This window comes from Blastococcus carthaginiensis (genome assembly GCF_030731085.1).
Classification (GTDB): domain Bacteria; phylum Actinomycetota; class Actinomycetes; order Mycobacteriales; family Geodermatophilaceae; genus Blastococcus; species Blastococcus carthaginiensis.
On the sequence record NZ_JASNFN010000032.1, the window covers coordinates 1 to 19,050 of the forward strand.

At 75.8% G+C, this 19,050-nt stretch carries 17 protein-coding genes; 8 read left to right on the forward strand and 9 right to left on the reverse strand.

The features are described from left to right. The first annotated feature begins 56 nt into the window (after positions 1 to 56). Positions 57 to 1,514: an IS110 family transposase gene (locus tag QOZ88_RS19585; RefSeq protein WP_305998273.1), complete on the forward strand. Its 1,458-nt coding sequence runs from the start codon at positions 57 to 59 to the stop codon at positions 1,512 to 1,514. A 4-nt stretch (positions 1,515 to 1,518) separates the two neighbouring features. On the opposite strand, the gene QOZ88_RS19590 is transcribed toward QOZ88_RS19585, so the two are convergent. Together QOZ88_RS19590 and pheA are read right to left on the reverse strand one after the other, a co-directional pair. Then, on the reverse strand, positions 1,519 to 1,869 hold the full coding sequence (locus QOZ88_RS19590; protein ID WP_306001383.1) for a hypothetical protein: 351 nt from the start codon (positions 1,867 to 1,869) through the stop codon (positions 1,519 to 1,521). A gap of 60 nt (positions 1,870 to 1,929) precedes the next feature. Further along, positions 1,930 to 2,877 (reverse strand): prephenate dehydratase, encoded by a 948-nt coding sequence (gene pheA / locus QOZ88_RS19595; protein ID WP_306001384.1) that lies wholly within the window; start codon positions 2,875 to 2,877, stop codon positions 1,930 to 1,932. Positions 2,878 to 2,984: 107 nt separating this feature from the next. On the opposite strand from pheA, the gene QOZ88_RS19600 reads away from it, so the two are divergent. From QOZ88_RS19600 to yczE, 4 genes are all read left to right on the forward strand, one after another. Beyond that, positions 2,985 to 4,658 (forward strand): GGDEF domain-containing protein, encoded by a 1,674-nt coding sequence (locus QOZ88_RS19600; RefSeq protein ID WP_306001385.1) that lies wholly within the window; start codon positions 2,985 to 2,987, stop codon positions 4,656 to 4,658. A gap of 101 nt (positions 4,659 to 4,759) precedes the next feature. Beyond that, complete coding sequence (locus tag QOZ88_RS19605; RefSeq protein ID WP_306001386.1) at positions 4,760 to 7,357, forward strand: diguanylate cyclase domain-containing protein; 2,598 nt, start codon at positions 4,760 to 4,762, stop codon at positions 7,355 to 7,357. Continuing rightward, on the forward strand, positions 7,354 to 8,559 hold the full coding sequence (gene larC / locus QOZ88_RS19610; RefSeq protein WP_306001387.1) for a nickel pincer cofactor biosynthesis protein LarC: 1,206 nt from the start codon (positions 7,354 to 7,356) through the stop codon (positions 8,557 to 8,559). The genes QOZ88_RS19605 and larC overlap by 4 nt, the downstream gene beginning before the upstream one ends. A gap of 87 nt (positions 8,560 to 8,646) precedes the next feature. After that, entirely contained in the window at positions 8,647 to 9,381 is a 735-nt protein-coding gene (gene yczE, locus QOZ88_RS19615; RefSeq protein WP_306001388.1) for a membrane protein YczE, read from the forward strand. Here the strand turns inward: yczE and QOZ88_RS19620 are convergent. Next, positions 9,274 to 10,335: an MFS transporter gene (locus tag QOZ88_RS19620; protein ID WP_306001389.1), complete on the reverse strand. Its 1,062-nt coding sequence runs from the start codon at positions 10,333 to 10,335 to the stop codon at positions 9,274 to 9,276. The genes yczE and QOZ88_RS19620 overlap by 108 nt on opposite strands. Positions 10,336 to 10,605: 270 nt before the next feature. Here QOZ88_RS19620 and QOZ88_RS19625 point away from each other — a divergent pair, with 270 nt between their 5' ends. Together QOZ88_RS19625 and QOZ88_RS19630 are read left to right on the forward strand one after the other, a co-directional pair. Then, entirely contained in the window at positions 10,606 to 12,105 is a 1,500-nt protein-coding gene (locus tag QOZ88_RS19625) for a sensor domain-containing diguanylate cyclase (protein ID WP_306001390.1), read from the forward strand. A gap of 93 nt (positions 12,106 to 12,198) precedes the next feature. Next, positions 12,199 to 12,795, forward strand: a complete 597-nt coding sequence (locus tag QOZ88_RS19630) for a TMEM165/GDT1 family protein (RefSeq protein ID WP_306001391.1) — start codon at positions 12,199 to 12,201, stop codon at positions 12,793 to 12,795. 9 nt (positions 12,796 to 12,804) lie between these two features. On the opposite strand, the gene QOZ88_RS19635 is transcribed toward QOZ88_RS19630, so the two are convergent. After that, positions 12,805 to 13,692, reverse strand: coding sequence for a haloalkane dehalogenase (locus QOZ88_RS19635; RefSeq protein ID WP_306001392.1), 888 nt, complete (start codon positions 13,690 to 13,692; stop codon positions 12,805 to 12,807). Between the two features lie 45 nt (positions 13,693 to 13,737). Continuing rightward, on the reverse strand, positions 13,738 to 14,439 hold the full coding sequence (locus QOZ88_RS19640; protein WP_306001393.1) for a class I SAM-dependent methyltransferase: 702 nt from the start codon (positions 14,437 to 14,439) through the stop codon (positions 13,738 to 13,740). A 90-nt stretch (positions 14,440 to 14,529) separates the two neighbouring features. On the opposite strand from QOZ88_RS19640, the gene QOZ88_RS19645 reads away from it, so the two are divergent. After that, the gene (locus tag QOZ88_RS19645) at positions 14,530 to 15,282 is read left to right on the forward strand and encodes a MerR family transcriptional regulator (protein WP_306001394.1); all 753 of its coding nucleotides are present in this window, start codon (positions 14,530 to 14,532) and stop codon (positions 15,280 to 15,282) included. Between the two features lie 73 nt (positions 15,283 to 15,355). On the opposite strand, the gene QOZ88_RS19650 is transcribed toward QOZ88_RS19645, so the two are convergent. The 4 genes from QOZ88_RS19650 to QOZ88_RS19665 are packed head-to-tail and all read right to left on the reverse strand — an operon-like array spanning position 15,356 to position 18,966. Next, positions 15,356 to 16,333 carry a glycine betaine ABC transporter substrate-binding protein gene (locus QOZ88_RS19650; RefSeq protein WP_306001395.1) on the reverse strand — a complete coding sequence of 326 codons (978 nt, stop codon included), beginning with the start codon at positions 16,331 to 16,333 and terminating at the stop codon, positions 15,356 to 15,358. Further along, positions 16,333 to 17,148: an ABC transporter permease gene (locus QOZ88_RS19655; protein WP_306001396.1), complete on the reverse strand. Its 816-nt coding sequence runs from the start codon at positions 17,146 to 17,148 to the stop codon at positions 16,333 to 16,335. The genes QOZ88_RS19650 and QOZ88_RS19655 overlap by 1 nt, the downstream gene beginning before the upstream one ends. Continuing rightward, positions 17,145 to 18,332, reverse strand: a complete 1,188-nt coding sequence (locus QOZ88_RS19660; protein ID WP_306001397.1) for an ABC transporter ATP-binding protein — start codon at positions 18,330 to 18,332, stop codon at positions 17,145 to 17,147. Before QOZ88_RS19660 ends, QOZ88_RS19655 begins: the two co-directional genes overlap by 4 nt. Beyond that, complete coding sequence (locus QOZ88_RS19665) at positions 18,325 to 18,966, reverse strand: ABC transporter permease (RefSeq protein WP_306001398.1); 642 nt, start codon at positions 18,964 to 18,966, stop codon at positions 18,325 to 18,327. Before QOZ88_RS19665 ends, QOZ88_RS19660 begins: the two co-directional genes overlap by 8 nt. Positions 18,967 to 19,050: the final 84 nt, after the last annotated feature.

Sequence of the window (19,050 nt, forward strand, 5' to 3'; positions counted from 1 at the left end):
AGCCGCCCGTCTCGGGCCGCCGGAGCGGAATGTCCGGTGGGCTCGAGGAGGAACAGATGCAACGACGGCTGGTCGGGATCGACCTGGGGATCGCCAGCGCGCACACGGTACGGGTGCTGGCCGAGGACGGCCGGGAGGTGTGCCGTCGCCGGTGTGAGCCAACGGTGGCCAGCCTGGCCGCGATCGAGTCCGCGGCGCTGGCCGGCACCGAGCCGGGAACCCACCTGGAGGTGGTGTTCGAGCCGACCGGGCCGGCGTGGTTGCCGGTCGCGGTCTTCTTCACCACCCGCGGCCATCTGGTGTTCCGGGTGTCCAGTGCCAAGGCCGCCGACCTGCGTCGGTTCCTGTCTCGACACGCCAAGAGCAACGGCATCGACGCCGACACCCTGGCCCGGCTGCCGCTGATCGACCCGGCCGGGCTGCAGCCGCTGGAGCTGCCCGGTGCCGAGGCCGCGGCGCTGGATCGGCGGGTTCGTGCCGCTGACCGGCTGACCCGGGCCGCCAGCGAGCACAAGGTGCGGATCAAGGACCTGGTCCGCCAGCTGATGCCGTGCTCGCCGTTGACCGGCGACCTCGGCCAGGCCGACCTGGCGGTACTCGAGCGCTGGGCCGACCCGCGGGCGCTGCTCAAGGCTGGGCCGGCCCGACTGACCGCGCTGATCGCCAAGGCATCGAAGAACCACCTCGGTGCCGACCGCGCCGAAGCGTGGCGCGCTGCTGCCGCCGCGGCCGTCGAGCTCTACGGGGACCACCCGGCGCTCGCCTTCGCTGATCTGGCCGCCGAGGTCGCCACCGAGGTCCGGCTGCTGCGCGCGATCCAGGCCGAGCTCGGCGCCCACGCCGCCAGCCGGGAGGAGGCCTACCGGTGGGCCGATCCAGGCCAGCTGGCCCGCTCGCTGCCCGGCCTGGCCGAGGTCGGCGCGCCGGTCGCGGCCGCCGGCATCGGCCGCCCCGGCCGGTTCCCCTCCGGCCCGCACTTCAAGTCCTACCTGGGGCTCGCCCCGCGGGCCTCCGAGACCGGCGACACCGACCGCAAGGGACAACCCATGTCCAAGGCCGGCTCGTCGCTGATGCGCAGCACGTTCATCCGCGCCGCCGACCACGCCCGCAAGCAGGACCCCCAGCTGGCCCGCGTCTACTACGTGCAGATGGTCGAACGCGGCGCCGAGCACCTCAAGGCTCTCTGCGTGGTCGCCGGCCACCTCGCCGAACGCTTCTGGGCGGTGATGAACCGCGGCATGCCCTACGTCGTCTGCGACACCAACGGCACCCCAGTCACCCCAGAGCAGGCCAAGGCCAACATCGCCGAACAGTGGACCGTCCCCACCGACGTCCGCGCTCGCCGGCGCAGCCGCAAGAAGGCGGGGAAGGCCCCTCAGCAAGCCCCTACGGGACATGTCAGGTCAGGCACTCGAGGTGCCGACGAACGAGGCGACCTTCCCCGCCCCTCATCGTCGAAGAGCGCCCACCGCACCGTCAAGCGCGACCCCCTCTTGACAGCCGATCCCCGATAGGGAATCAGCCGGCGGTGAAGATCCAGGCGAGCACGGCGCCGCCGACGACCACCCAGAGCAGCGGCACCCGGTTCACCCAGCGGGCCGCGGCCTCGTGGCGGGTGCCGAAGAGCACCCAGGCGGTGACCATCGTGCCCACGGCCACGAACGGGTAGCCGAACCAGGCGTAGATCAGCAGCGCCGCGAGCGTGGTGCCCGCGCTGCCCGCGGCCATGACGCCGCCGATGGCCACCATGAACCACGGGAGCAGGAAGAGCACGTAGAGCCCCTGCAGCACGCCCAGCTCGATCGCGGCGCGACGCCGCACCGCCGGGTCGGCCGACGGCAGCGGGACGGGCGGGATCCAGACGGTCACGGCGCCGGAGCGTAGCGGCGAGGACCCCCTGCGTGGCCGCGCGCAGCGGCGAGCCGCGGCTCAGATCTCGCCGGCGCGCACCCCGGCCAGCCACTGCCCCGCCTCGACGAACGCCTCGTCGGACGACTCCGGCGGCACCGCCCGGTTCTCCCGCCCGTCGGCGCGGGCGTAGGAGCCGAGGAAGCGGACGTCGTCGCACACCCGGTGCAGCGCGGCCAGCGCCTCCCCCACCCGGGAGTCCGCGACGTGCCCCTCGCAGTCCATGGAGAAGGAGTAGAACCAGTGGCGCTCCCGGGTCGGCCGGGACTCGATGCGGGTCAGGGAGATGCCGCGGACGGCGAACTCCCGCAGCAGCTCCAGCAGCGCGCCGGTGCGGTCGCCGACGATCGCGACCAGCGACGTCTTGTCGTTGCCCGTGGGCGCGGGCAGCGGGCCGGGGCGGCTCACGAGGACGAACCGGGTCACGGCGCCCGGGTGGTCGGCGACGTCGTCGACCAGCGTGTCGAGGCCGTACCGCTCGGCCGCGATCGCCGCGCAGACGGCGGCGTCCACCTCCCCCGCGGCCACCGCCGCGGCGGCCGCGGCCGTCGAGGCGGAGGGCAGCGGGCTGAGCCCCGGCAGCAGCTCGGCCAGCCGCCCGCTCGTCTGGGCGAGGGCGTGCGGGTGGCTGGCCACCGACCGGACGGCGGCCGGCGCCGTGCCGGGGCGGACGGCGAGCACGAAGGCCACGTCCAGGTAGACCTCGCGGGTGATCACCAGCGGATCGCCGTCGGCCAGCCCGTCCATGGTGGCCGGCACCGAGCCCTCGACGGAGTTCTCCAGCGGCACGAGGGCGGCGTCGGCGTCCCCCGAACGGACGGCGGCCAGCGCCGCGGCGACACTCGGCTGGGGGTCCCGCCGTCCCCCGGCAGTGGCGATCGCCCTGCTCAGGGCCGCTTCGGCGAAGGTACCCTCGGGCCCCAGGTAGGCGAACCGCGGCGACGACGGACTGGGTGGCATCCCGGGCATCCGACGAGGGTAGTGCGCACGGGACGACGCGGTCGCCCGGCCCGGGTAGGGGTGCCGGCGACCGGCACCACCGGCCCTCCGGGGCCCCACCGCGGAGGGAGGGATGCGTGACCCCCGGACCGTCACACGTCGCCCCCGGCGACCTGCAGAGCGCCCTGTGGCGGCTGCTCGACGCCAGCGACCGTGAGGACCACGCCCCCTTCCTGGCCCTCGTCGACCAGGCGGCCGGCACCTTCCCCGACGCCGGCCGGCCGTCCTGGCAGGCCTGGCGGCACGCGTTCGGCGCCCGACGCGCCCTGGTCGACGGCGACGTCGCCGCCGCGGCGGCCGCGATCGCGGCGGCCCGCGAGCAGCTCGACGCCTGCCCGACGTCGGCCGGGACGGCGCTGCTCCTGGCCTACCTGGCGCACGTCGAGACGACCGCCGACCACCTCGACTCCGCGATGCTGCTCGCCGTCGACGCCAGCCTGCTCACCGACGGGCCGTCGGTGCCGCCCTCGCGCGCGCTGCTGCAGGCGCACCGCTGGCTGTCGATGACGCTCTCGGGCCTCGACCTGGAGGAGCTCGCCGTCCACCACGCGGTCCGCGGGCACCAGGTGGCCGCGGCGCTGCCCGACGTCGGTGACCGCGGGTCGCTGCTGCTCCTGGCCGCCCGCCAGCACGTCGAGCTCGCCCAGACGATGCGCCGCCGCGGGGAGGCCGAGCGCGCCGCCGAGCTGGCCGGTGAGGCGATCACCTGCGCCACCGGGGCGCGCGCGCTGGACTGGTCGCCCGAGCAGGCCGACGCCGACCTGCTCGACGTCGTGCAGGCCTGGGCGCTCATGTGCAGCGGTGACCCGGACGCCGCCGTCGGCCCGCTGCGGCGGGTGCGTCGGGCGCTGCAGCGGGACGGCGGGCTCTGGCTGCGCGGGTACACCGACCTCGCGCTGGCCCGGGTGCTGTCGGCGCTGTCCGCCCGCGACGGCCGCGCCGCCACCGGCGAGGAGGCCATCGACCTGCTGGTCGACGCGTCGGGGGCGTTCGCCGCCGCCGGTGACCGCCGCCGCTACCGGCAGAGCCTGCTGGAGCTGGGGCAGGGCAACGCCGACCTGGGCCGGCCCGCCGAGGCGCTGCACTGGCTGGAGGCCTACCGCGCCGACACCGGCCGGGCGCACGCCCGCAGCCGTGAGCTGTGGGCGGAGATGTTCGTCCGCCGCAGCCGGCTGCGCGAGGCCGAGCGGCAGGAGGCGGTGCTGCGCCGGCACGCGCTGGAGGACCCGCTGACCGGGCTGGGCAACCGGCGCAGCGCCGAGCGCCGGCTGGGTGCGATCCGGCTGGGCGAGGAGCCGCTGTCGCTGGCCGTCGTCGACGTCGACCGGTTCAAGGAGGTCAACGACGACACCTCGCACACCCACGGCGACGCCGTGCTGCGCCGGGTCGCCGACCTGCTGCGCGAGCACAGCCGCACCGGCGACGAGGTCTACCGCTGGGCCGGTGACGAGTTCCTCGTGGTGCTGCCCACGGCCACCGAGGGGCAGGCGGTGGTGGTCATGGAGCGGCTGCGGTCGGCCGTCGCCGAGGCCGACTGGGGGGACCTGCAGCTCTCGGCGCCGGTGACGGTCAGCATCGGCGTGGCGACGGCGCCGGCGGCGACCGAGGGCCGGCCGAGCCCGGTCGCCGGCTGGCGTTCGCTGTTCGACACCGCCGACCTGCACCTCTTCTCCGCCAAGCGCCTGGGCCGCAACCGGGTGCGCGCGCACGGGCCCACCGATGCGCCGGCCGACCGCGGGGCGGGCGCGTGACCACCCTGCACGCGTGGGGCGGGAGGGACGCGGCGGACGGCGGACGGCGCGTTTCCCGTGACGTCCTCGACACTGTCGGTGACGACATGCACAGTGCGCTCGTGCCACCGGGAGCCCTGCACCACCGGGTGACCGCCGCCCTCAGCAACTGGCAGCTCGACGACGCCGAGCAGCTGCTCGCCGGGGTCGAGCGGGACCCGTCGCCCTACGTCGCCGCCACCCCGGCCGCCGACGCGCCCGAGGGCACCCCCGTGTCGCTGGGCCGCGCCTGGGCCGACACCCTGCGCGCCGAGCTGCTGGTGCGCCGGCTGCGCGTCGCCGGGTTCACGCTCGTCGGCGACCCCGTCTCCCCCGCCGAGCCGGCCCTCGACCTGCACGCCGGTGTCGCCGGGCTGATCGACGGCGCCACCGAGGGCTCCCCCGACGGCCCGGACGCCGACCCGCGCTCGGAGCAGGCCTCCCGTGCGGCGCTGGCCATCGCGCTGGTGCGCTCGGCGAAGGCCGCGTTCGACGCCTCCGACGACGCCCTGCAGCGGGCCGCCGGCCTGGCCCGGCACGCCCGCATCGAGCTGCTCTCGCGGCGCATCGACGCCGCGATGGACGAGGCCGTGGAGGCCGCGAGCCTGCTCGACCCGGGGCTGACCCCGAGCCCGCTGCTGGTCGACACCCTCGGCACGCTGGCCGGGGTGCTCGCCGACCTGGAGCTGATGCCGCTGGCGCTGGACTACCAGCGGCGCGCGCTGGAGGCCGCGCAGGCGGTCGCCACCGACGCCGCTGCGGAGAGCGACCCCGACGTGCTCGTCGCCGTGGCCGCCACCCGGCTCGGGGAGCTGTGCGCCGAGCTCGGCGAGGGCCTGCTCGACGACGGCGCCCCCGAGTCCGCCGCGCCCTACTTCGCCGAGGCGCGCGCGCTGGCCGAGCAGGCGCTGGTGCAGCTGCCGCCGGAGTCGTCCGGCGTCGTGCCGGCCCAGATCGTGCACGGGTGGGCCCTGGTCGGCATGGGCGAGCAGGCGGCGGCGGTCGGGCCGCTGCGCGCCGCCGTCCGGCTGTCGACCGCCACCGCCGACCGCGACCGCCTGGCCTCGGCCCAGCTGGCCCTGGGCCGGGCGCTGCGCCGGCAGGGCGACGGGCGGACCGCCGACGAGCACCTGGTCGCCGCGCTCACCCTGGCCACCGACCACGGCCTGCCCCGGGTGCGTCGCGCCGCGCTGCGCGAGCTGTGCACCCTGCACGCCGACCTCGACGACGCCGGCCGCGCGCTCCCCTACCTGCAGGCCTACCTCGCCGACGAGCTGGACCGCGTCGACGAGCGGCGCACCCGCTGGGTGGAGCTGTTCGGCCGGCGCAAGAGTCTGCTGGAGACCGAGCGCGCCGCCGGGCAGCTGCGCCGGCAGGCCTACGAGGACCCGCTCACCCACCTGCCCAACCGGCGCTACGCCGAGGCTCGCCTCGACGGGCTGCTGGCCGCCGGCGACGTGCCGGCGCTGGCCGTGGTCGACGTCGACAACTTCAAGACGATCAACGACACCGCCGGGCACCCCGCCGGGGACGCCGTGCTGCGCACCATCGGCGAACTGCTGGTCGCCGGCGTGCGCGACACCGACGAGGTGTGCCGCTGGGCCGGCGACGAGTTCGTCATCCTGCTGCCCGAGACCACCGCGGAGCAGGCCGAGCGGGCGCTGGAGCGCATCCGAGCCTCGGTCGCCCGCTACCCGTGGGTGGACCTCGGCCTCGACGTCCCGGTGACCATCAGCGCCGGCATCGCCTCGGCCACCCGGGGCGACGACCCGAAGACCCTGTTCGCCGCGGCCGACGGGGTGCTCTACGACGCCAAGCGCAGCGGCCGCGACCGCGTGGTGCGGCTCTCCGCGCTCACCCAGACCCGGGCCGCCGACGGCGCCGCCCCGGCACCCGCCCCCGAGACCCCCGCCCCCGAGACCCCTGCACCGGAGGCCCCGGCCGACGACGCCGTCCGCGCCGCCGCCGCCGTCCGCGAGGAGGCCGCCGGCTTCGCCGCGCTGCTGGGCGACCCCCACCCCCCGCTGGGCCGCGCCCGTCCCGGCGAGCCGCTGCTCGCGTCCGACGCGACCGCGCGCCGCCCCGCCGGGGAGGTCGGCCCGGCGGTGGTCCGGGCCGCGGGCCGCAGCACCGCGCAGGTGCTCGCCCTGGTCGGCCAGGCCCGTCGCGACACCCCCGACCGCGCGGTGCTCGTCGTCCGCGCGTCCCCCGAGACGCTGGTGGCGCTGGCCACCGAGCACGGCTCCGGCACCACGGTGGACGGCGCCGCGATGGCCGCCGCCGTCGGTCCGCTGCCCGGGCCGGCCGGCCGCACCACCGTGCTGCGCGCCGACGGTGCCGACGCCGTCGTCGCCGCCGAGGCCGCCTTCGTGGCGCGGGTCGCGGGCACGGAGGTCGTCCTGGTCGACGACGGCCCGTTCCCGGAGGACACCGACTGCCTGGTGGTCGTCGCGGGCGCCGACGCCGCGCAGGCATCCGGGATCGCCGCGCGCACCGACATGCCGGTGGTCGCGGTGCCGACGTCGGCCGCGCACCCCGGCGGGCTGGGTGGCCTGGGGGCGCTGGTGTCGATGCTGCACCCGGCCGGCTCCGGCGTCGTCGTCACCGCGGTCGACGACGGCTGCTCCGCCGGCATCTTCGCCGCCCGCGTCGCCCGGAGGAGCGCACGGACGTCGCCATGACCACCGGGTGGCTGGATCTGGCGGCCGGGGCGTCGGGCGACATGCTGCTGGGCGCCCTGGTCGACGCCGGGGTGCCGCTGGACGTGCCGGCGAGGGCGGTGGCCGCGCTGCCGGTCGAGCCGGTGCGGCTCACCACCGAGCAGGTGACCCGCCACGGCCTCGGTGCCACCCGCGTGCACGTGCACGCCCCGCCGTCGGACGTCCTGCGCACCTGGGCCGACGTCCGCGCGCTGCTGCACTCCTCGGCGCTGCCGCCACGGGTGCGCGACGGCGCGCTCGCCGTGTTCGAACGGCTGGCCGTCGCGGAGGGCCGGGTGCACCGCGTCGAGCCGGCGGAGGTGCACTTCCACGAGGTCGGCGCGCTGGACGCCCTGGCCGACGTCGTCGGCGTGGTCGCCTGCCTGGAGCACCTGGCGCTGTCCCGGTTGACCGCCTCTCCCGTCGCGCTGGGCAGCGGCTCGGCCCGCGGTGCGCACGGCGTCGTCCCGATCCCGGGCCCGGCGGTGCTGGAACTGCTGACCGGGGTCCCGGTGCACGCCGGCGCGGTACCCGCGGAGATGTGCACGCCCACCGGCGCCGCCCTGCTCGCCGCCCGGGTGGACGAGTGGACGACGCTGCCCGCCCTCCGCGTCCAGCGGGTGGGCGTGGGCGCCGGCGGCCGCGACCCGGCGGAGCTGCCCAACGTCGTCCGGCTGGTGCTGGGCGACGCCGCCGAGCCCGCGCCGGCCCGCCCGGTCGTGCTGGAGGCCAACGTCGACGACCTCGACCCGCGGCTGTGGCCGGGCGTCCTCGACGGCCTCCTCGCCGCGGGTGCGTCCGACGCCTGGCTCACCCCGATCCTGATGAAGAAGGGCCGCCCGGCGCACACCCTCTCGGTGCTCTGCCGGCCCGAGGTGGTGCCCGCCGTGCAGGCCGCCGTCTTCGCGACGACGTCGACCATCGGGTTGCGGGTGGTCGAGATCGGGAAGGTCGCCCTGGAGCGGGCGCACGCCACGGTGGAGGTGCTCGGCGCCCCGGTCGGCGTGAAGCTCGCCGTCGCCGTCGGGCGGGTGGTGAACGTGAGCGTCGAGTACGAGGACGTCGCCGCCCTGGCCCGCGACCGGGACCTGCCGGTCAAGGAGGTGCTGCGCGCGGCCACGGCCGCCGCGGAGGCGGCCCACCCGGTGGGGCCGCGGGCCGAGATCCCACCGCTCTGGGGCTGACGCCCACCGACAGGGCCGGCCACGGCACCAGGCCACCTGCGCGATTGGCCTGCAGACGGCCGGCCGCGTCCGGGTGAGGATCACCCGGTGATCGACCGCTTCCTGCTCGCCGGCGCCCCTGCCACCGTCGGCGGCACCGCGCGGCGGCTGCTCCAGCTCTATGCGGGGCTGGCGCTGTACGGCGCCTCGATGGCGCTGCTGGTCCGCTCCGCGCTCGGCGTGATGCCCTGGGACGTGCTCCACCAGGGGCTGGCGGGCCGGCTCGGGTGGTCGCTGGGCACGGTCACCATCGCGGTGGGGGCGCTGGTGCTGCTGGCGTGGATCCCGCTGCGGCAACGCCCCGGGCTGGGCACGGTCAGCAACGTCGTCGTCATCGGCCTCGCCGTGGATGCCACGCTCGCCATCCTGCCCGCACCGACGGCGCCGGCGGCACGGGCGGGGTTCCTGGTCGCCGGCGTCCTGCTCAACGCCGTCGCCACGGCCGCCTACATCGGCGTCCACCTCGGCCCCGGGCCGCGCGACGGCCTGATGACCGGCCTGGTGCTGCGCACCGGGCGGTCGGTGCGGCTGGTGCGGACCTCGGTGGAGATCGGCGTCGTCGCGACGGGATGGCTGCTCGGTGGCACCCTGGGCGTCGGCACCGTGGTCTACGCGCTGGCCATCGGCCCGCTGGTGCAGGTGCTGCTGCCGCGGCTGTCGCTGCCGCTGGCCGGATCAGCACCGGCGACGCAGCCCGACGGCCACGGCGGGGACGACGGCGAGCACGAGCAGCGCGACCGCCCCGCTGCCGCCGCAGGCCCATGCCGCGAAGACCAGCAGTGACGACAGCTCCACCCCGACCCCGGCCACCGAGGTGATCGTGGCGCGGTACGGGCCGCTGATCCGCCGCTGCAGCTCGGCCTCCGCGGCCACCAGCACCGCCAGGTACACGCCGTAGGCCACCCCGAGCGCGGCGACCACCAGCAGGCCGGCGGTCGCCGCGGCGAGCAGCAGCCCCGCGCCCGCGGCCACGAGCAGCGCACCCAGGAGCCGGCCCGGGGGCCGCACCAGCCGGCCGCCCAGCGCGGCGCCGGCGGCCCCGGCGAGCGAGACGACCAGCACCGCGGTGGGCACCGCGAGAGCGGGCACACCGCGCTCGGCCACCAGCACCGGGAAGTACTCCTCCATCCCGTCCAGCCCGCCGACCAGCGCGACGGCCACGACGGCGGCCAGCAGCGCGGGACGGCGCAGCGCGGCGCCCGGGCCCGGGGACGGGTCGTCGTCGTCCCCACCGTCGACCGTGGCCCCGGGGAACCGCAGCGCCAGCCCGGCGGCGGCCAGGCAGAGGGCGGCGCTGACCCACCCCACCAGCGCGAAGCCGCCGAGGGCGTGGAGCGCGGTCGCCGCGAGCGCCGTCGGCACCTGCACGAGCAGTTCGGCGGCGGTCATGGCGGCGTTCACCCGGGCGAAGCAGCCCGCCGCCCCGACCTCGGCCAGGCCGTCGTGCACGACGGCCTCCGCGGTGCCCGACGTGCCGGCGCCGGCCAGGCCCCACAGCACGAAGCCGAGCGCGAAGGCGCCGGTCGAGGGGGCCACGGTCCAAACGACGAAGGCCGCGGCCTGCAGCACCCCGGCGAGGAACAGCACCCCCCGGCGCGACCACCGGTCGGCGAGCAGCCCCGCCGGCACCTCCGCCACCAGACCGGTGACCGACCAGAGGCCGAACAGCAGCGACAGCTCGCCGGCGGACACCCCGGCGTCGAGGAACAGCAGGGCGTACAGCGGGTACAGCGGCACCCACTCGGAGAGCGCGGCCCAGCCGATGGCCAGCCGGGCGAGCGGCCTGGCCGCCGGGGGCAGCGGGGGCGGTGCGGATCAATGTCGGCGCATGACCGGGACGGTAGACCGGACGCGGCGCCCGCGCACCGTGGTTCCACGGGAAACCAGCGGCCCGCGGGTGACCCGTGCGGGGGAAGTGACACGCCGGGGCTCAACCGCCGAACCTGGCGCGCCGTTGCGAAACTGGACGGGCCGGATGCGCCGGTTCCGCCCGCGGAGGGACACGAGATGACGAGCACGGCCGGGCACGCGCCGGTGCCCGCGCATCCGAATGCCTACGAGCCGGAGCCCGAGCTGCCCGTCATGGACGCCGACCCCGCGCTCCAGGGCCTGGTGCGGGTGGCCGCCGCGGTCACCGGGACGCCCTACGCCTCGGTGATCACCATGGACACCGCCGTCATGCACGTCATGGCGGCGCACGGCTTCCGCGGCGTCCCGTGGCCGCGCGAGGGCTCCATGGTTGCGACCGTGCTCGAGCGCGGACCGGGGGTACAGACCTGCGACGACCTGGCGCTCGAGCCGGCGTTCGCCGGCAGCCCGTGGCTGGACGGGCGCCGCGCACGGATGCGCTCCTTCGGCACCGTCCCGGTGGTCGTCGACGGCCGCACGGTGGCGGCGGTCTGCGTGTTCGACGTGGTGCCGCACGCCTTCACAGGCACCGAGCGCGAGCGGCTGGCCGACGTCGCGACCGCCGTCGCCTCGCTCGTCCGGGCCGGGCAGCAGGCCCGCCAGCTCGCCGACCTGGCCGCGGCAAGCCAGCTCGCCCGCGCCGAGACCGCACGCGCCCACCAGGAGCTGGCCCGGTCCACCGCCTTCACGCACGCGCTGCTCGAGGTGCTTCCCGTCGGCGTGGTGGGCGGCGACGCCGAGGGCCGCGTCGTGCTCTTCAACGCCGCCAGTCGCCGCTGGCACGGCGTGGACGCCGACCCGGGCGTGGACCCGGAGGACGTCCCGGGCGCCTTCCGGCTCACCGACGCCGACGGGGCACCGCTCCCGGCGGAGCAGGTACCGCTCCGCCGGGTCTACGCCGAGGGCCGGGTCGACGACGTCGAGACGGGCATCGCGGTGCCCGGCGAGCCGTTCCGCCACGTCTCCAATTCGGGCGTGCAGGTGCACGACGCCGACGGTGCTCTGCTCGGCGCGGTGATCACTCTCTCCGACGTCACCGAGCAGCGGGCTCTCGAGGCCGCGCTGCGGGACGCCGCGCTGCACGACCCCCTCACCGGCCTGCCCAACCGCAACCTCCTCCTCGACCGGCTCGACCAGACCCTCGCCGCCGCCGAGCGGGCCCGCCGGCCGATGGCGGTGCTCTACTGCGACCTCGACGGGTTCAAACCGGTCAACGACACCGCCGGGCACGCCGCCGGCGACGAGGTGCTCGTGGAGGCAGCCCGCCGGCTGACCGCCGCGATCCGCCCCGGCGACACGGTCGCGCGGATCGGCGGCGACGAGTTCGTCGTCCTCTGCCCGGAGGCCGGCTCCGAGCGGGCCGCCCAGGTCATCGCCGACCGGATCACCGCCGCCTTCGACGCGCCGCTGCGCCGCGCCAACGGCGACGAGCACGCCGTCGGCATCAGCATCGGGGTGGCGCTGTGCGGGCCCGGGGAGACGCCCGACTCCGCGCTGGCGGCCTCCGACGCCGCCATGTACCGGGTGAAGGCCGCCCGCCGGGGCGCCCGCGTCCCGGCGCCCCGGACCGTCGCCGACCCCGGCGTCCCCGCTCCCTGACCCGGCCGCCCGACCGGCGACCGCTACCGTGGACCGCCGAGAAGGTCGCCTGCCCGAGCCCCGCCCGGCAGTGCCGTGCGAGGAGGGTCCACCGTGGTCTGGTCGGTCGTGCTGGCCGCGTTCGTCCTGGTGCTGCCCGTCGAGCTGCCCGACAAGACGCTGTTCGCCAGCCTGGTGCTGGCCACCCGCTTCCCGCCGCTGCCGGTGTTCGTCGGCGTCGGCACCGCCTTCGGCCTGCAGGTCGCGATCGCGGTCACCGCGGGCTCGCTGCTGTCGCTGCTGCCCCAGGCGCTGGTCACCGGCGTCGTCGCGCTGCTGTTCCTCGTGGGCGCGGTCATCCTCTGGCGCAGCGCAACGGCGGGCGCGGAGGACACCGGCGAGGCCGCCGACGCCCGCGAGCAGACGTCGTTCCTGCGGGCGGCGGCCATCTCCTTCGGCGTGCTGTTCGCCGCCGAGTGGGGCGACCTCTCCCAGCTCGCCACCGCCGGCCTGGCCGCCCGCTACGACGCGCCGGTGTCGGTCTTCGTCGGCTCCTGGGCCGCCCTGCTCGTCGTTTCCGGCCTCGCGGTGTTCCTGGGCAAGAAGCTGGCAGACCGGCTGCCGATCGCGCTCATCCGCCGGGTCGCCGCCGGCCTGTTCCTCCTCTTCGCCGTCGTGGCGCTCGTGGAGACGGTCCGCGCCCTCGCCTGAGCTGGGCGTTCAGTCCAGGCCGGAGATCCAGTCGGCCACCGCGCGGCCGATCTCGTGCGGTGAGTCCTCCGGGACGAAGTGGCTGCCGGCCACGGTGACCTCGGTGAGCGCCGGCCAGCTGCGCACGAGGTCCCGCTGCCGGCCGACCAGGATCGAGCCCGGGTCGGCGTCGATGAAGAGCTTGGGGACGTCGCTGCCGGCCAGCCACGCCCCGTAGCGCTCCACCACCTCGACGACCGCCGCGGGCTCGCCCTCGATCGGCAGCTGGCGGGGCCACTCGAGCGTCGGCCAGCGGTCCTCGCGCCGGGCGAACGGGGCGCGGTAGCGGTCGTGCGCCCCGGGGGTGAGCCCGCGGGCCACCGACGCCGGCAGGATCCGCTCGACGAAGACGTTCTTGTCCAGCACCGCCGCCTCCCCGTCCGAGCCGCGCATCAGCTGGAAGATGTTGCGGGCGTCGGCCGGCCAGTCGTCCCAGGTGACCGGCGCGACGATCGCCTCGGTGAACGCGATGCCCCGGACCCGGTCCTGATGGCGTTCGGCCCAGTCGAAGCCCAGGCCCGAGCCCCAGTCGTGCAGGACCAGCGTGACGCGGTCGCCGACGAAGGTGCGGTCGAGGAACTCCTCCAGGTAGCCGGCGTGCGTGGCGAAGGAGTAGGTGCCGGGACCGGCGTCGGGCAGCTTGTCCGACTCCCCCATGCCGATGAGGTCGGGGACGATGCAGCGGCCGAGGTGCTGCACGTGCGGGACCACGTTGCGCCAGAGGTAGGACGACGTCGGGTTGCCGTGCAGGAAGACGATCGACTCCCCCGTGCCGACGTCGACGTACGCCATCTCGGCGTCCTTGACGGTGATCCTCGTGCGGGGGAACGGGTCCTCGGGCGAGACGTCGTCGGCCATGTCCCGATCCTCACACCGCCCGGGGATTCCCGCCGGTCGCCGTCCTCAGGCCGGCCGCGCGACGAGCACCCGGAAGAGGTTGCGCAGCCGGTAGCCGCCGTCGGCCGTGCGGTAGGGCGCCAGGTGCTCGAGCACAGTGTCCCGCAGGGCCTCGGGCTCGGCCCGCCGTACCGCCGAGCGGGCGACCGGCGTGGCCATGAGCGGCCCGAGCAGCTCGTCGGCGTCGGCGTAGTCGAAAGGCACGACCACCTCGTCGAGCCGCTCGACCACCAGCCCCGCCCGCTCCGCCATCGCCCGCAGCCGGGCGGGCTCGCTGACCGCGGGCGCCCGGCCGGGCCGGCGCGGGGCCAGCGCCTCCTGCAGCACGCGCAGGTCGCACTCCCGGTCCCGGCCCCACACCGTCGCGGCGACGACCCCACCGGCCCGACCGGCCCGGTGCAGCACCGCGACCGGGTCGGCGACGTGCATCAGCACCTGGACGGCGGCGACGACGTCGAACCGCCCGGGCGGCGGGTCCTGCGCGTGCCGCACGAGGAAGGTCCCGCCGGGCACGGCTGCGGCCGCCTGCGCGACGGCGTCCGGATCGGTGTCGACGCCGGTCACCCGGGCGCCGCGGTCGGTCGCACGCCGGGCGAGACCGCCCGCGCCGCAGCCCAGGTCGAGCAGGCGGGTGCCGGTGGTCACCGCGGTGGCGTCGAGCACGGCCTCGTGCAGCGTCGCGCCCCAGCCGTCCGCTCCCCCGCTCACCGGGTCGACCCTAGGCGGTGCGGAAACGCTGCTTGACCCTGACGCGACGTCAGGCCGCACGCTCGTCGTCGTCAGAGGAGGAGGGACCCGATGAACGTGGGCGAGGTCGCCGCGATGGCCGGCGTCACGGTGCGCACGCTGCACCACTACGACCGGATCGGCCTGCTCTCGCCGTCCGGGCGGACGGCGGCCGGCTACCGGCAGTACGCACCGGCCGACCTGGACCGGCTGCACCAGGTGCTGCTCTACCGCGAGCTCGGGTTCCCCCTCGAGGAGGTCGCGACCCTGCTGGACGACCCGTCCGCCGACCCCGCGGCGCACCTGCGCCGCCAGCACCGGCTGCTGCGGGACCGGCTGGAGCGGACGCAGGCGATGGTCGCGGCCGTCGAGAAGGAGATGGAGGCGAGAGCCATGGGAATCGCTCTGACCCCGGAGGAGAGGTTCGAGGTGTTCGGCGAGCACGACCCGGAGCAGTACGAGGCCGAGGTCCAGGAGCGCTGGGGCGAGACGGACGCCTACGCGGAGTCGAAGCGCAGGACCGCGGCGTACTCGAAGGAGGACTGGCTGCGGGTCAAGGCCGAGGGCGACGACGTGGAGCGCCGGTTCGCCGAGGCGCTGGCCGCCGGCGCCGCGGCCGGCTCGGAGCGGGCGATGGACCTCGCGGAGGAGCACCGGCAGCAGATCAGCCGGAACTTCTACGACTGCCCGCCCGAGATGCACGCCGGCCTGGGCCGGATGTACGTCGACGACGAGCGGTTCACCGCCCACTACGAGCAGCGTGCACCCGGTCTGGCGCGGTACGTGAGCGCCGCCGTCCAGGCCAACGCCGCCCGCCAGGGCTGAGCGTGGGCGCCGGCGCCCGGTTCCACCGCCTGGAACGGGGCGCCAGCGCACACGCTCAGGCCTCCACCGCGGGTCAGCCGCGGGTGACCAGCCCCTCGGACACCAGCCAGTCCAGCGCCACGTCGGCGGGCTGCTCCCCGCCGACGTCGACCCGGCTGTTGAGCTCGATCATCACCTCGTCGGTGAGCCGGGGCGTGATCTGCGCGAAGACGTCGGCGATCTCCGGGTTCTCCTCGAGGACCTCGGTCAGCACCACCGGGGCCGCGTTGTAGGCCGGGAAGTACCCGAGGTCGTCCTCGAGCACCGTCAGGTCCAGGGACTCGATCCGGCCGTCGGTGGTGAAGACCTCCCCGAAGTTGCACGCCCCGTCGTCGGTCGCGGTGTACACCGCGCCGGTGTCCAGCACGCTGACATTGTCCCGGGGCACGCCCTGCGGGTCGCCGAGCGGGATGCCGTAGGCCTCGAGCATCGGCTCGAACCCGTCGCCGCGGGTGGCGAACTCCGACTCGACGCAGAACGTCCGCTCCTCCACCGGCAGTTCGGCGATGTCCGAGAGGCTGTCGATCCCGCCCAGCTCCGGCACCGCCTCGCTGCGGACCGCGAAGGCGTACGTGTTGTTCAGCGGCGCCGGAGGCAGCCAGGTGAGCCCGTTGGCCGCGTCGGCCTCCCGCACCGCCTCGTACTGCTCCTGCTGGTCGGGGATGCCCTCGGCCATCCCCAGGTAGTTGAGCCACCCGGTGCCGGTGTACTCCCACTGCACCTCGACCTCGCCGTCGAGCATCGCGGCCCGGGCCGGCGCCGCACCGGGGATGCCGCTGCGGTCGACGACCTCGAAACCCGCGACCTGCAGCGCGATCGCGGCGATCTTGCCGAGGATCAGCGCCTCGGTGAAGTTCTTGGTGCCGACGGTGAGCTCCGCGCCCGGGTCGGCGACGGGCTCGATCGCGCCGGGCTGCGCCTCGGGGGTGAAGGTGTTGGCGCTCTCCAGCCCGCAGCCGGCCAGCAGCGCGATGGACGCGAGGACCGCCGCAGCGGCGCGGTGGACGCGCATCACAGCCCCTTCGGCCGGGCGACGTGCTCGACGACCCGCCCCAGCCAGTCCACGGCCAGCGCGAGGAGCGCCACGAGCACCGCCCCGCTGATCAGCAGCGAGTCCAGCGACAGGGTGATCCCGGTGTTGATGAGCACGCCCAGCCCGCCGCCGTCGATGAAGGTGGCCAGCGTCGCGGTGCCGACGAGCAGGACGAGGGCCGTGCGCACGCCGGCGAGCAGCACGGGCACGGCCAGCGGGAGCTCCACCCGCAGCAGCACCGCCAGCGCGCTCATCCCCATGCCGCGGCCGGCCTCGACCAGGCGGGCGTCGACACCCTCGATGCCGACCATGGTGTTGCGCAGCACGGGCAGCGCCGCGTAGACGACGAGCGCGACGACCGTCGTCCCGAAACCGAAGCCCAGCCAGGTCGCCAGCAGGACGAACAGCCCGATCGCCGGCGCGGCCTGCCCGGTGTTGGCGATGCCGATGACCAGCGGGCTGTACCGGCGCAGCGGGCGGCGGGTCAGCGCGATCCCGAGCGGGATCGCGATCAGCAGCACGATCACCGCGGCGACGACGGTCAGGTACAGGTGCTCGCGGATGCTGGTGCCGAGGACGGTCCAGCCGAGCTGCCGGTCCTCGGTGTCGCTGAGGTCGGCGGTGAGCCGCCAGACGAGGAACGCGGCGACGCCGAGGACCACGAGCACCGGCTGCAGCAGCAGGGCGCGCCAGCCGGCGTCCCCCGACGCGGACCGGTCGGCCCGCCGGGCGGTCTCCTCCGGAGGGGTCCCCCCGGGCGCACCGTCCGCGGGCAGTTCGGTGGCGACGGTCATCCGGCGGCCTCCGTGCGGCTGCGCTGGATGGCGGCCATCACCGTCTCCACCGCCATCACCCCGGCCAGGCCGTCCCGCCGGCCGGTGACCACGACGCCGCCCTGACTCGCCGCGAGCATGGTGTCCAGCGCGTCGTTGAGGGTGGACCGGAGCCCGACGACGGGGAGCCGCTCGTCCACCGTGTGCGGCACCGTCGTCGTCCGGGCGAGCTCCGCCACCGTCGGCCAGCTGATCGGCCGGCCCCGGTCGTCGAGCACCACGACGAAGCCGTCACCGGCAGCCTGCGCCGCGGCCACCGCCTCCGCCGACGACGAGCCCGCGGCCGCCGTCGTCACCTGCACGAGGTCGACGTCGGCGACCCGGGTGAGGGTGAGCTGCTTGAGCGTGGCGCCCGCACCGACGAAGTCGGCGACGTACTCCTCGGCCGGCTCGGCCAGGATCCGCTCGGGTGTGTCGTACTGCACCACCCGCGCGCCGACGTCGAAGACGACGATCTTGTCGCCGAGCTTGACCGCCTCGTCGAAGTCGTGGGTGACGAAGACGATCGTCTTCCCCAGCTCCTCCTGGATCCGCAGCAGCTCGTCCTGCAGCCGCTGACGGGTGATCGGGTCGACGGCACCGAACGGCTCGTCCATCAGGAGCACCGGCGGGTCCGCGGCCAGGGCGCGGGCCACGCCGACGCGCTGCTGCTGCCCACCGGAGAGCTCCCGCGGGTACCGGTCGCGGTAGACCGCCGGGTCCAGCCCCACCAGGTCCAGCAGTTCGTCGATCCGCGCGGCGGTGCGCGCCTTGTCCCACTTCAGCATCCGGGGGACCATCCCGACGTTCGTCCCGACCGTCATGTGCGGGAACAGCCCGCCCGCCTGGATCACGTAGCCGATCCGCCGGCGCAACTGGTCGGCGTCCTGGTCGGTGACGTCCTCGTCGCCCAGGTGGATCCGCCCGCCGGTCGGTTCGATGAGCCGGTTGAGCATCTTCAGCAGGGTGGTCTTCCCGCACCCGGACGGGCCGACGAACATCACCGTCTCGCCCGCGGCGATCTCCAGGGTGACGTCGTCGACGGCCGGCTGCTCCTGCCCGGGATACCGCTTGGTGACGCCGTCCAGGCGGATCGCCACCCCGCTGATGTGCCGGCCCTCGGCGGCCACCGTTCCGGCCGACGGTGCGGAAGCTGTCTCAGACACGGATCCCCCTGGGGGTGGTGAGCCGACCCGCCAGCACGAGCAGCAGGTCGAGGACGAGGGCCAGCAGGACGATCGCGATGGTCCCGGTGAGCGCGGAGTTGAGGGCGTTGGCGCCGCCCAGCCGGGACAGCCCGGAGAAGATGAAACCGCCGAGACCGGGGCCGAGCACGTAGGCGGCGATGGCGGCGATGCCCATGACCATCTGGGTGGAGACGCGGACCCCGGCGAGGATGACCGGCCAGGCCAGCGGCAGCTCCACCCGCAGCAGGGTGGCCGCGCGGGTCATCCCGATACCCCGCGCCGACTCCACCGTGGCCCGGTCGACGCCCGCGAGGCCCACCACGGCGTTCCGCAGCACCGGCAGCGCGGCGTAGAAGGTCACGGCGATGACCGCGGGGGTGATGCCGAACCCGAACGGCGCCAGCAGGATCCCCAGCAGCGCGAACGCGGGGATGGTCAGGCCTACCGCCGACATCCCGTTCGCCAGGGCCGTCGCCCTCGGGTCGCGGTACACCAGCACGGCCACCGCGACACCGATCAGCGAGCCGAGCAGGACGCACTGGACGACGAGGCTGACGTGCTGGAACGCCTGGAAGGCGATGAGTTCGGCACGCTCGGTCACGTACTCCCACATGGGCCGCACCTCTCCGCACCCGCGTCGGGGCCATGTCCTCGTCGTCCTGCTCTGCGAGCCACCCACCCGGCCGGGGCGGTCAGC